General features: G+C 60.8%; 10 protein-coding genes and 1 tRNA gene. 5 read left to right on the top strand and 6 right to left on the bottom strand.

Annotated elements, in window-relative coordinates; translation table 11 throughout:
* Positions 1-89: 89 nt before the first annotated feature.
* The 3 genes from ACIQWP_RS23935 (at position 90) to ppdK (ending at position 7,848) form a co-directional block, all read left to right on the top strand.
* A complete protein-coding gene (locus ACIQWP_RS23935) occupies positions 90-3,551 on the top strand; it encodes a chromosome segregation SMC family protein (protein WP_402792985.1) in 3,462 nt (1,153 codons plus the stop codon).
* 139 nt (positions 3,552-3,690) lie between these two features.
* On the top strand, positions 3,691-5,016 hold the full coding sequence (locus tag ACIQWP_RS23930) for a hemolysin family protein (RefSeq protein WP_402792984.1): 1,326 nt from the start codon (positions 3,691-3,693) through the stop codon (positions 5,014-5,016).
* Between the two features lie 165 nt (positions 5,017-5,181).
* Complete coding sequence (ppdK, locus tag ACIQWP_RS23925; protein WP_402792982.1) at positions 5,182-7,848, top strand: pyruvate, phosphate dikinase; 2,667 nt, start codon at positions 5,182-5,184, stop codon at positions 7,846-7,848.
* Between the two features lie 24 nt (positions 7,849-7,872).
* Here ppdK and ACIQWP_RS23920 read toward each other — a convergent pair whose 3' ends face one another.
* The gene (locus ACIQWP_RS23920) at positions 7,873-8,154 is read right to left on the bottom strand and encodes a hypothetical protein (RefSeq protein ID WP_402792980.1); all 282 of its coding nucleotides are present in this window, start codon (positions 8,152-8,154) and stop codon (positions 7,873-7,875) included.
* A gap of 93 nt (positions 8,155-8,247) precedes the next feature.
* Positions 8,248-8,664, bottom strand: coding sequence for a hypothetical protein (locus tag ACIQWP_RS23915; protein ID WP_402792978.1), 417 nt, complete (start codon positions 8,662-8,664; stop codon positions 8,248-8,250).
* A 344-nt stretch (positions 8,665-9,008) separates the two neighbouring features.
* On the opposite strand from ACIQWP_RS23915, the gene ACIQWP_RS23910 reads away from it, so the two are divergent.
* A complete protein-coding gene (locus tag ACIQWP_RS23910; RefSeq protein ID WP_402792976.1) occupies positions 9,009-9,941 on the top strand; it encodes a DUF1499 domain-containing protein in 933 nt (310 codons plus the stop codon).
* A 110-nt stretch (positions 9,942-10,051) separates the two neighbouring features.
* On the opposite strand, the gene ACIQWP_RS23905 is transcribed toward ACIQWP_RS23910, so the two are convergent.
* Positions 10,052-10,960 carry an MBL fold metallo-hydrolase gene (locus ACIQWP_RS23905; RefSeq protein ID WP_402792975.1) on the bottom strand — a complete coding sequence of 303 codons (909 nt, stop codon included), beginning with the start codon at positions 10,958-10,960 and terminating at the stop codon, positions 10,052-10,054.
* The gene (locus ACIQWP_RS23900; protein WP_402792973.1) at positions 10,957-11,259 is read right to left on the bottom strand and encodes a cupin domain-containing protein; all 303 of its coding nucleotides are present in this window, start codon (positions 11,257-11,259) and stop codon (positions 10,957-10,959) included. Before ACIQWP_RS23900 ends, ACIQWP_RS23905 begins: the two co-directional genes overlap by 4 nt.
* A 158-nt stretch (positions 11,260-11,417) precedes the next feature.
* On the opposite strand from ACIQWP_RS23900, the gene ACIQWP_RS23895 reads away from it, so the two are divergent.
* Positions 11,418-11,492, top strand: a tRNA-Gln gene (locus ACIQWP_RS23895).
* An 86-nt stretch (positions 11,493-11,578) separates the two neighbouring features.
* Here ACIQWP_RS23895 and ACIQWP_RS23890 read toward each other — a convergent pair.
* The gene (locus ACIQWP_RS23890) at positions 11,579-12,145 is read right to left on the bottom strand and encodes a DUF6680 family protein (protein ID WP_402792971.1); all 567 of its coding nucleotides are present in this window, start codon (positions 12,143-12,145) and stop codon (positions 11,579-11,581) included.
* Positions 12,145-12,501: a hypothetical protein gene (locus ACIQWP_RS23885; RefSeq protein WP_402792970.1), complete on the bottom strand. Its 357-nt coding sequence runs from the start codon at positions 12,499-12,501 to the stop codon at positions 12,145-12,147. The genes ACIQWP_RS23890 and ACIQWP_RS23885 overlap by 1 nt, the downstream gene beginning before the upstream one ends.
* Positions 12,502-12,873: the final 372 nt, after the last annotated feature.

Genomic DNA, 12,873 nt, shown 5'->3' with positions numbered 1-12,873 from the left:
GGGGGTGATTTCCGGGGTGAACGCATGATCACCCCACCCCGAACCTTCGGTCCGACCCTCCCCCTCGAGGGGAGGGTGGAGATCCGCTCATGAAATTCAACAGACTGAGAGTTGTCGGCTTCAAATCCTTCGTCGAACCGGCGGAATTCGTCATCGAGCGCGGCCTGACCGGCGTCGTCGGCCCGAACGGCTGCGGCAAGTCCAATCTGGTCGAAGCGCTGCGCTGGGTGATGGGCGAGAATTCCTACAAGAACATGCGCGCTTCCGGCATGGACGACGTGATCTTTTCCGGCTCCGGCAACCGTCCGGCCCGCAACACGGCCGAAGTCGGCCTTTATCTCGACAACAGCGACCGCACCGCACCCGCGGCCTTCAACGACAGCGACGAAATCCAGGTCACCCGCCGCATCGAGCGCGAGCAGGGTTCGGTCTATCGCATCAACGGCAAGGAGGCGCGCGCCAAGGATGTGCAGCTTCTGTTTGCCGATGCCTCGACCGGCGCGCGCTCGCCCTCCATGGTCGGACAGGGACGTATCGGCGAGCTGATCCAGGCAAAGCCCCAGGCGCGACGCCAGCTTCTGGAAGAGGCGGCCGGCATTTCCGGCCTGCATTCGCGCCGGCACGAGGCGGAGCTGCGCCTGCGTGCTGCCGAAAGCAATCTCGAGCGCCTTGACGATGTGACGTCGCAGCTCGAAAGCCAGATCGAGAGCCTGAAGCGTCAGGCGCGTCAGGCCAACCGTTTCAAGATGCTTTCGGCCGATATTCGCGCTCGCGAGGCCATGTTGCTGCATATCCGTTGGGTACAGGCCAAGGAAGCTGAAGCCGAGGCCGATAGCGCGCTCAATCAGGCAACGGTGCTCGTCGCCGAAAAGGCGCAGACCCAGATGGAAGCGGCGAAGGCGCAAGGCATTGCCAGCTTCAAGCTGCCGGATCTGCGCGACGATGAAGCGAAGGCCGCAGCCGCCTTGCAGCGTCTGCAGATCGCCCGCTCGCAGCTGGAAGAAGACGTCAACCGTATCCTGCGCCGCCGCGATGAGTTGATCCGCCGCCTGGCGCAGCTCGCCGAAGACATCAGCCGCGAGCAGCGCCTTGTCGCCGACAATGCGTCCATCCTTGCCAAGCTCGATGCCGAGGAAGCCGATCTCGCCGACATCCTCGCCGATTCCGGCAGGCTTGCCGAGGAAACGCGCTTAGCCTTCGAGGAGGCTGCAACCAAGCTTGCCGACAGCGAGCGAATCTTTACCGCTCTGACCGCGGAACGCGCCGAGGCTGCTGCCGCCCGCAACCAGCTGGAGCGTGCCATCCGTGACCTTGCCGACCGCAAGATGCGGCTGGAGCGTCAGGCCAGTGAAGCGAACGGCGAGCTTGCCGCCATTGAAGAGAAGATGGCTCATCTGCCCGATCCCGGCGAAAAGCGCGATATGGTCGAGACGGCGGAAAATGTCGTGGCGGACGCGGAAGGCGAGATCCAACGCGTCGAGGCGGTTCTGGCCAAGGCGCGCGAAACCGAAGTGCTGTCGCGTGGCCCGGTCGAGCAGGCGCGGGCGCGCGTGAATGCGCTCGAAACCGAAGCGCGGACCATTTCCAAGATGTTGGCGGCGGGTGATACGTCCGGTGCCTTTTCGCCTGTTGCCGAGGAGCTGCGCGTTGACCGCGGCTTCGAGACGGCACTCGGTGCGGCGCTCGGCGACGATCTGGAATCCTCGCTCGATTCCGGAGCGCCGGTCTATTGGTCCGACAATGGCAGCGGTGCCAACGATCCGGCCCTGCCGGAAGGCGTCGCCCCTTTGATTACCCATGTCGGCGCGCCGGCGGCACTGACGCGGCGCCTTCGCCAGATCGGCATCGTTTCGACTGAAGACGCGCTGCGGCTGATGTCGCAGCTGAAGCCCGGACAACGGCTCGTCACCAGGGATGGCGCCGTGTTCCGTTGGGACGGCCATGTCACCGGGGCGGATGCGCCAAGTGCTGCTGCCTTGCGGCTGGCCCAGAAAAACCGGCTTTCCGAACTGGAGGCCGAGGCCGGGCTTGCCCGCGACGTGCTTGTGGAGGCCGAAGAACGCCTTTCGGCCGCCGCCGATGCGATCCGGGGTGAAGAAGGTCGCTTGGCGACCGCCCGTGATGCCAACAGGCTTGCAGCCCGGCATCTGGCCGAGGCGCGTGAGGCGCTTGCCGTGGCGGAGCGAGCCTCCGGCGACCTCATTCGCCGCCGCGACGTGATCATCGAGGCCGTCAGCCGGTTGCGGGAGCAGCTGGAAGATGTCGTCATGCAGGATGAAAATGCCCGCATCGAGCTGGAAGACGCACCCGATCTGTCCGCCATCGATCTGAAGCTGCGCGACCAGCAGGCGGAGGTCGCGACGGATCGCGGCGCTCTGGCCGAAGCCCGCGCCCGCCATGAAGGCCTGAACCGCGAAAACGAGGCGCGGCAACGCCGTCTTCTGGCAATTCGGCAGGAGCGCGACACCTGGCGCCAGCGCGCCGCCAGTGCCGAGGAGCATATTCAGACGCTGCGCGACCGTGAAGAGGAAGCGCGCGAGGAAGCGGCCGAGCTCGATCTCGCGCCTGATGAATTCGACGACAAGCGCCGCGCATTGATGACCGAGCTGCAGAAGGCCGAGGAGGCGCGCCGTCAGGCCGCCGATCGCCTGGCCGAAGCGGAAGTCATCCAGCGCGAGGCCGATCGTCATGCGGCGACTACCCTCTCCGAACTCGCCGAAAGCCGCGAGAAGCGCGGCCGCGTCGAGGAGCGGCTGGTGTCTGCGCGGGAGCGGCGGCAGGAAAGCGAATTGCGTATCCGCCAAACCCTCAATGTCGAGCCGCATGAGGCCATGCGCCTGACCGGCCTTTCGGCCTCGCAAAGTGCGCCGGATCTGCGTGAGGTCGAGCGCGAGCTGGAACGGTTGAAGATCGAGCGCGAGCGTCTCGGTGCCGTCAACCTGCGCGCCGAGGAGGAGAGCAAGGAGCTGACGGAGCGGCTGCAGGCGCTGATCAAGGAGCGCGATGACGTCATCGACGCCATCCGGAAGTTGCGCGGCGCGATCCAGAGCCTCAATCGCGAGGGCCGCGAACGTCTGATCGTCGCCTTCGACATCGTCAATGCCCAATTCCAGCGCCTGTTCACCCATCTTTTCGGCGGCGGCACGGCTGAGCTGCAGTTGATCGAATCGGACGACCCGCTGGAAGCCGGTCTTGAAATCCTCGCCCGACCGCCGGGCAAGAAGCCGCAGACCATGACGCTGCTTTCGGGCGGCGAGCAGGCGCTGACGGCGATGGCGCTGATCTTTGCGGTGTTCCTGACCAATCCCGCGCCGATCTGCGTCCTCGACGAAGTGGATGCGCCGCTCGACGACCACAATGTCGAGCGCTATTGCAATCTCATGGACGAGATGGCGGCCTCCACCGAGACCCGCTTCGTGGTCATCACCCATAATCCGATCACCATGGCCCGCATGGATCGCCTCTTCGGCGTGACCATGGCCGAGCAGGGGGTCTCGCAGCTCGTTTCCGTCGACCTGCAGACCGCCGAACGGCTGCGCGAAATCGCCTGAGCGCCATTCCGCGCATCGATTGAGAAAACTGTTCCCGTTTCGACAAGAAATTGCTGCGTCAGCTGCCGCACATCACTAAAGCGTGTTAGTTTCGTTTTTCGATCAACAACATGGGCGCTGATCCGCCCGGAAGGGAAGTATGTCTGACTCGACTGGCAGTATTTTCGATTTCCTCGGAATACTTGCCGTATTACTGCTCGTTGCCGCCAACGGCTTTTTCGTTGCGGCCGAGTTCTCTCTGGTATCCGTCCGTCGCAGCCGCGTGACGGAGCTCATTGCCGAAGGACGCATGAACGCCAAGGTTCTGCAGAAGGCGGTCGATAATCTCGATGCCAATCTCGCGGCCACGCAGCTCGGCATTACCATTTCATCCCTGGCGCTTGGCTGGGTCGGTGAACCCGCCCTTGCTCATCTTCTCGAGCCGCTTCTCGGTTTCCTTCCCGGAGCATGGGCCGCGGCCAGCTCGCATGCGATCGCCGTCGTCATTTCCTTCGTCATCATCACGGCGCTTCATATCGTGCTCGGCGAGCTTGCCCCGAAGAGCCTCGCCTTGCAGCGCAGCGAGGGCACGGCTCTCGGCGTCGTGCGGCCGCTCGGCCTGTTTCTCTTCCTGCTGCGCCCGGCAATCACCGTGCTCAACGGCCTCGGCAATCTCGTCCTTCGCCTCTTCGGGCTGCGCCCCGGCGCCGGTGAGGGCTCGCTGCATTCGCCGGCCGAGATCAAGCTTCTGATCGCCGAAAGCCAGGAGGCAGGCCTGTTGGAACAGGCACAGCAAGATCTGGTCGAGCGCGTCTTCAATATCGGGAATCGCGACGTCTCCAACATCATGACGCCGCGGCTGGAGGTCGACTGGATCGATGCCGACGATACGCCGGCGGAAATGCAGAAAACCATTCGCGACAGCCGCTTCGAGCAGCTTCTGGTCGCCCGTGGTTCGATCGACGAACCGATCGGCATGATCCTGAAGAAAGATCTTCTCGATCAACTGCTGAACGGCGAGCCGCTGAACCCGATGGCCGTCATCCGCCAGCCGCTGGTCGTTCACGAGTCGACGGCCGTCTTCAAGGTGCTCGAAAGCTTCAAGCGCGCGCCCGTTCGCCTCGCCATGGTCATCGATGAATATGGCAGCCTGGAAGGCATCGTTACGCAGACCGATCTGCTGGAAGCGATTGCCGGCGATCTACCCGATATGGACAACGACACGCCCGATGTTGTCGAGCGGGCCGATGGGTCGCTGCTGATGGAAGGCATGATGCCGGTCTATGACGCCTTCGCGCGGCTCGGGCTCCGCGTGGGCGAGGAGGACGTCAACTTCCATACGCTCGCAGGCTTCGCTCTCTACCAGCTCGGCCATCTGCCCGAGGTGGGCGAAAGTTTTGCCTTCGGCGGCTGGCATTTCGAGATCATTGATCTCGACGGCATGCGCATCGACAAGATACTGGCGCAGCGGGAGCCTGGGGCTTAGCCGCTGGTTGTTGTGAATGACCCGGAAGCTTCCGGTTTCGATCAATCGATTGAAATCGAAAGCTCCGGGTCATATTTATTGTGCAGCGCAACATTTTGCCATATTTGTCGATTTTCATTTGTGCCTCAATGAATTAAGTTCAACCGGAGGAGTTGGACGGAGACGATGACGAATTGGGTTTACACATTCGGCGACGGCAAGGCCGAGGGAGGCGCCGGAGATTTTGAACGTCTCGGTGGCAAGGGCGCGAATCTTGCTGAAATGTGCAATCTCGGCCTGCCGGTCCCACCGGGCCTGACGATCGTCAGCGATCTCTGCGCTTTCTATTACAAGAATGGCCGCACGATCCCTGATGAGCTGAAGCCGCAGGTGATGCGAGGGCTGCAGCGGATGGAGGCCATTACCGGGCGCAAGTTCGGCGATATCGAGCGGCCGCTGCTGGTTTCCGTGCGCTCTGGCGGCCGCGCCTCGATGCCGGGCATGATGGATACCGTCCTCAATCTGGGTCTTAACGATGCCACGGTGCAGGCACTCGGCCACGACGCCGGGGATGCCCGTTTTGCCTGGGACAGCTACCGTCGCTTCATTCAGATGTATGCCGATGTCGTCATGGGCCTCGACAACGAGGTCTTTGAAGAAATCCTTGAGGATGAGAAGGCGCGGTTCGGCCACGAGTTCGATACCGATCTGACCGCCGTCGAATGGCAGCATGTCGTCTCGATCTACAAGACCGTCATCGAGGAAGAACTGGGCGAAGCTTTTCCGCAGGAGCCGGAGGTTCAGCTCTGGGGCGCTGTCGGCGCCGTCTTTGCCAGCTGGATGAACGCACGCGCTGTCACCTATCGTCAATTGCACAATATTCCCGAGGCCTGGGGAACCGCCGTCAACATTCAGGCGATGGTCTTCGGCAATCTCGGCAATGCCTCCGCCACCGGCGTCGCCTTCACCCGCAATCCGTCGACCGGCGAGAAGGAGCTTTACGGCGAATTCCTCGTCAATGCGCAAGGGGAGGATGTGGTTGCCGGCATCCGCACGCCGCAAAGCATCACCGAAGCCGCCCGCATCGCGTCCGGTTATGACAGACCGTCGATGGAAAAGCTGATGCCGGAAGCATTCGCCGAATTTCGCGGCATCTGCGCGCAGCTGGAGGCGCACTACCGCGACGTTCAGGATCTGGAATTCACCATCGAGCGTGGCAAGCTCTGGATGTTGCAGACCCGCAACGCCAAGCGAACCACCAAGGCGGCGATGAAGATAGCCGTCGACATGGTCGACGAGGGGATAATCACCGAGGACGAAGCGGTATCCCGCATCGAGCCGGCGTCGCTTGACCAGCTACTGCATCCGACGATCGATCCACGCGCTCGCCGCGAGGTCATCGGCTCCGGCCTGCCCGCATCGCCGGGTGCCGCCACCGGCGAGATCGTCTTCACCGCGGAAGAGGCGATCATTGCCGAGGAAGAAGGCCGCAAAGCCATCCTCGTGCGGATCGAGACGAGTCCCGAGGATATTCACGGCATGCATGCCGCCGAAGCGATCCTCACCACCCGCGGCGGCATGACCAGCCACGCGGCGGTGGTTGCCCGCGGCATGGGCATCCCCTGCGTCGTCGGCGCCGGCACCATGCGCATCGACATGCGCAATGAAAAGCTGATCGGCGTCGGCGTCACCTTGAAGAAGGGCGATATCGTCACGATCGACGGCTCCACCGGCCAGGTGCTGAAAGGCGAGGTGCCGATGATCCAGCCGGAGCTTTCTGGCGATTTCGGGCGCATCATGGCCTGGGCCGACCGTTCGCGACGCATGACGGTGCGTACCAATGCCGATACGCCGGCCGATGCGCGCGCGGCCCGTTCCTTCGGCGCAGAAGGCATCGGCCTTTGCCGCACCGAGCATATGTTCTTCGAAGGCGACCGCATCCACGTGATGCGCGAGATGATCCTCGCCGAAGACGAGGAGGGGCGCCGCGCGGCTCTCGCCAAGCTGATGCCGATGCAGCGGCTCGACTTCACCGGCCTCTTCACCATCATGCACGGCCTGCCGGTGACCATTCGCCTGCTCGATCCGCCCTTGCATGAATTCCTGCCGAAGACGGACGAGGAGATCGCCGAGGTTGCCGGGATCATGGGCATGGAGCCGGCCATTCTGCGCCAGCGTGTCGATGCGCTGCACGAATTCAACCCCATGCTCGGCCATCGCGGTTGCCGTCTGGCGATTTCCTATCCGGAGATCGTCGAGATGCAGGCGCGCGCGATCTTCGAGGCGGCGGTCCTCGCCGCGCGCGAAACGGGGGCTGCGGTCGTGCCCGAGATCATGGTGCCGCTCGTCGGCCTGCGCTCGGAGCTGGACTACGTCAAGGCGCGTATCGACGAGGTGGCGCGCACAGTCATGACGGAAGCCAGAATGAAGATCGATTATCTCGTCGGGACGATGATCGAGCTTCCGCGCGCGGCGTTGCGCGCGCATATCATCGCCGAGGCTGCCGAGTTCTTTTCCTTCGGCACGAATGACCTGACGCAGACCACCTTCGGAATGTCGCGTGACGATGCCGCCGCCTTCATCCCAACCTATCAGCGCAAGGGCATCATCGAGCATGATCCCTTTATATCGCTTGATTTCGACGGGGTGGGCGAGCTCATTCGCATCGCGTCCGAACGCGGCCGGCGGACGCGCAACGACATGAAGCTCGGCATCTGCGGCGAGCATGGCGGCGATCCCGCTTCCATCCATTTCTGCGAGGATATCGGGCTGGACTACGTGTCCTGCTCGCCCTTCCGCGTGCCGATCGCACGCCTCGCTGCAGCCCAGGCGGCGATCAAGGGGCGAGCCTGATTCTTGAAAGCTTGAATGCGGCGATTAGCGGCGCCAATAGCCGCCGCGATAGTAGTACCCCGGACCGCCGACAACGACTGTCGGCCCCCAGAAGAAATCATCGTTGCTTTCCATGAAAGCCCGTTGGTCGGCGCGCCGACTAAGATCCTGATTCATCAGGCAATTGGCGAAGTTCTGGGTGCCTGGCTTGAAGCCGTAGCCGCTGCATCTGCCTGCGTCCGCCGCTCGGATTTCTTCGGCTGTCTGGCAGGATGAGAGCGCAAGCGTAATGGCGACGAGGGATAAGACGGAGGCAGCGATACGCATGACTTGGTGTCCCTGAATGCAGATGTGCAGGCGCGAACTATAGCGCCGCGCGTGCAGGCGCGAAAGGCGTATTACCGCCGCAGGCCGAATTGCCTACGCTGATCCCTTGGAATTTGCCGGCAGCCTCTGCAGTAGATCGACGAAGGCATCGGCAAACCGCAGCAGGTGCTCGGTTTCCTCATCCGGCTGTAACAGGCGGATTTCGGCGCCGTCTCCGTCAAGCGCGGCAAACAGCGTGCGCATCGTCGCATCGCCTTCGGGAATCCGGATGACGGCCAGTCTGCGGCAATCGGCGATCAACCCCGCAGCGGGCAGATCGAACAGGAAGTCGCCATGCACCGCCGAGGCGGCGTTCCGCACGGCCTCGCAAAAGCCGGGTTCGCCGCCGGAGAAACCTTCGAGCGAAAGCTCCAGTTCCAGAAGCTCCAACGGCAGGATCGGGTCGGCGGTATCGGTTCCGGCAATCGCCGCGCCCGCCAGCGGCTTGGCCGCGACGTCTTGAGAAAGCATCGGTTCCATCTCATCAAGTCCTTTCAGAACCTCGATAAAACGCTAAAGAATGGCCTTTTTTAGGAATTTAAGCAAGCGCTCACGTTTTTGGTCTAAAGCATGGCGCGCAAAAGTGCGCAGCGGTTTTGCGATAACGTCATGCGAAGAATGAGGGCGGAAAGCGCAAGGAGCGAATCTTCGAGATCGCAATGCGCTTTGCGCGTTACTGGTTTCAGCGTTGAGGGAACATTGCCTGTTGGTGTCGTGACATTCGATTTATTTCCGTCATTTCTTGATCTAAACATAAGTCGTTTTCCGGGATTCGGTGCATCCGGCTTCCGATCCGACGCGCCGATGAGCCCTTGATGACCATTCGCTTCGACCGTCCCGTTTCACATGCCGCCCGCGCCGCGCGTTTGATCGCCTCGTTTGCATTGGTGCTCTGCGGCGTGACGCTCATCGGCCATCGCTTCGGGCCGCTGGACACGCCGTACTTCGTGCTGTTGCTGCTGATATCGGCCGGCTGCGCCGTCCTTGCCGTGCTGCTTGCACTGATCGGCCTTGTGCAGCTCTGGCAGAATGCGGCCATAGGCGGCGTCTCCGCTGTCAAGGCGCTCGTCTATGCCGCCCTGCCGCTTGCCGTTTTCAGTTTCGGCGCCGAGCGCTATTGGACCCGGCCGCCAATCTACGAGATCTCGACCGATCTCAACGACTCGCCGGAATGGCTTGCGACGCCGGATGTGAGGCAGATGTGGCTGCCGCCGCGCCATCTGGTGACGCAGCAGGAGCGCGAGGCGCAATTCGATGCTTACCCCGCTTTGATCAGCCGCCGCTATGAGGGTGCTGCCGACCGTGTTCTGGAGGCGGTGCGCAAGGTCGCGCATGACTATCACATCACCATCGTCAAGGCCGAGGGTGCCGATGTCGCCGACCCGAACGGCAATGCCAGAGCGAAGCGGCGCGTGCGCCCGCGGACAGTCGGTCCGGCGCAGGATGACAGCGCCGTCGGCGATGTGCCCGATTTCATTCCCGTGCCGACGCCGCGACCCTTCCGCGATGGCGTGGCGGCCCTCATCCGTCAGAATACCGACGTCATTTTGCAGGGCGAAACCCGCACCCGCATCTTTGGCTTGCCATGCGATCTGGTGATCCGCATTCGCGAGGAGGCCGAAACGACGCTGGTCGATATTCGCGTTGCCTCCCGTTACGGCCAGAACGATCTCGGCGTCAGCGCCGATATGGCGGATGGCTATCTGAAGGCGCTCGATGCGGAACTGCTCGGCATTGCCGGAAGCTGAGGTTCACCACCCCTCCTTCTCCCCTCGGGGAGAAGGTGCCCAACGGGCGGATGAGGGGGAATCGTGCCCGCCATCAAACTTCTGAAATCCCCGATATCACCCATCTCAGCTCAAGCCGGGCGATAGGCCCCGGAGAGCGCCGGCGGTCCATCGGTTTCCACCTGACCCTTCTCGACGAGATCTTCCAGGTGCGCCAGCACCGAGAGCGCGGCGGCTCCGTGCAGGCGCGGGTCCGTATCGCGATAGATGGCTTTCACCATATCCGGGATCAGCCGGTCGCCGGCCTTGATGCGCTCCAGCACGGCGCGCTCGCGCATGCGGCGATGGGTTCTAAGTCCGCGCATGAAGGACGCGGGTTCCTTTACCGGGCCGCCATGGCCGGGCAGGAACAACCGGTCTTCGCGGACGAGAAGTCGTTCCAGCGAGGCCATGTAGTCCGCCATGGAGCCATCCGGCGGCGCAACGATCGAGGTCGCCCAGGCCATGACGTGATCGGCGGAGAAGACGATGCCGGTGCCGTCGAGCGCGAAACAGGCGTGGTTTGCCGTATGGCCTGGTGTCAGCAGCGCCGTCATCTGCCAGCCGTCTCCGGAGACGCTTTCGCCATCGCCAAGCACGATATCCGGCTGGAACTCCATGTCGGAGCTTTCGGCGAAGGGATTGACCTCACCCCGATAGAGCGGCCGCGCGGGGCGGTGCGGCCCTTCGCCGACCATCAGCGCCCCCGTCGCCTCCTTCAGCCGCCTGGCGAGCGGCGAGTGATCGCGGTGGGTATGGCTGACGAAGATATGCGTGACCTCGCGCCCCTTCAGGGCCGCCATCAGCGCGGCGAAGTGTGCCTCATTCTCCGGACCGGGATCGATGACCGCCACGGACGAGCCGCCGACGATATAGCTGTTGGTGCCGTGAAAGGTAAACGCGCTGGGATTGTTGACCGTCATCCGCTCGATGCCGGGGGCAGCTTGGACGGCGCGGCCATAGGCGGGGTCGAAGGCAAGGTCGAAGTCGGGCGTGCTCATGATTGCTTGTATTCGATTTCGATAAAGGACATGGGTTCGGAGCCGGCATTGACGACATTGTGCTCGACGCCCGCTTCGCGCCGATAGGCGGCACCCTTGGCGATATCGACACGGCGGCTGCCGCCGGGTTCCTCCAACAGAAACTCACAATCGGTCATCGGCACGACAACATAGCCAAGACCGTGGACATGATGCCCGGTGTCGGCGCCGGGCTCGAAATCCCAACGGGTGATGCGGCAGACGGCATCATCGAGAAGCACGGTGGGCACGGCCGGCGGGCGGGCGCGAAACTGGCTCATCGGACCTCCTCATTTTAAATGCAGTGCAGCGAGACCTAGCATAGCCGCCTGGAAAGCACACAGAAATATGCATCTGCGCGCAACTTAGTCATTGTGGCGGCAAGCGACCTTTGCTAATCAGACGCCGGTTTGGCTGGTATAGTGGCCATTTCCTCTGTTGGGGCGTCGCCAAGCGGTAAGGCACCGGTTTTTGGTACCGGCATTCCCAGGTTCGAATCCTGGCGCCCCAGCCACTGATTTTCAATAAATTGGCCTTTCAGTATGCCGCGAATTCCAGGTAGCAATATCTAGTAAATACAGTGCTTGGCGAGCCCGGTGCTCAGTCTTGCTGCTCCAATTTGGGTGGCGGCGGAAATGGATTCGCATTACCCACAATCATAGGGGTAATCGGGAACGGGCGCTTGTTCTCCAAGACTTCGACTAACAAGCTTTGAATATAACGTTGTCGTTCGGCCTCATTGCCCCAACCTGCGGGGACATAACCGAATTTCCCTAGATCGCGTCGATCAAAATCATAGCCAACAGCTTTTCCGATAACGTGAAGCAAATCTATAAAGAGATCACGTCTGTCTTCGAAAAATTTATCTTGCGCATCTACTGCTGGTAGAGGTGTGTTTAAATGATTCATATAGTTTCGATAAGCCGAAACTATCTTCTCTTCACCGTAGAACTCGAGCTCAACTAAATTAAGGGCATAAACATGCTCGGCATCTAATTGTATCTGACGCGTTCGCATTAAATTACGAAATATATCTATGCGTCTATTCTCTCTTGCTCTTTTATCATCCATTTCTCTGGTGATTTTTACTGCTTTGATAGGGCCGTAAATGATCGCGAAAATTGTTGCAAGTAATATCGCGGAATTTAACCAATCAGCCGGCTGCATCATAGTGTCCTAACTAATACAAATCGTGCATTTAGCGGGCTAAGTGGTGTTTCAATTCTGATAAAATCACTGGATGTAAAGTTCAATGGAAGTTTAATTGGGACGTTAATTTTTAATGGCTCTTGAGTTGCAACCTGCCCTGTTATAGTTGCTCCACCAGGTGGAAGTGTGAACGCAATTGTGCCAATCCAACTTAGTCCATCAGGACTAAGGGTGTAGGTTCCGTCATAGATTCCACCGCCGGCATCAGCTCCGGCAATAATGCCGTTATTTAGCAAAAACATACCGAAGGAATTTCCGGTTACTCCTGCCAAGTATGCCGTGTAAATTCCATCCGGAGAGGGTTCATCTGTCATTATTCGAACCTCCATTCTATGTAGCATAATGCATATAGAATACTTATTGCAACTTTTACGAGGTGCGTTTGGTAAAGAATAGTTATGAAAATCTACAGCCGACTATCAGTGCCACTCATCATCCAAAGTGAATATAACTGGGAAAAGTGTTTTACGGCTTAAATATTGCTTAAAAATTTCGGTCGTTCAGGTTGCGAATACAGGCATTGAGCGACTGTCAACCAAAAATTCTGCGAAGCGCCGCTTTTCAAAATTGCCTCAAGATAGCGAGGAGAAGTGGTCTGCCCCCTGAAAAGTGATCCTTCTTGAAGTATGGCTTATGAGCCGAAGAAGGACATTGAAATGGCAGCGAAAAGACACAAGGCGGAAGAG

It is taken from the genome of Rhizobium sp. NPDC090279 (assembly GCF_044769665.1).
In the GTDB taxonomy this organism is placed as follows: domain Bacteria; phylum Pseudomonadota; class Alphaproteobacteria; order Rhizobiales; family Rhizobiaceae; genus Rhizobium.
Note: the sequence above shows the minus strand (reverse complement) of the source record. Positions and strands in the feature narration are given on the sequence as shown.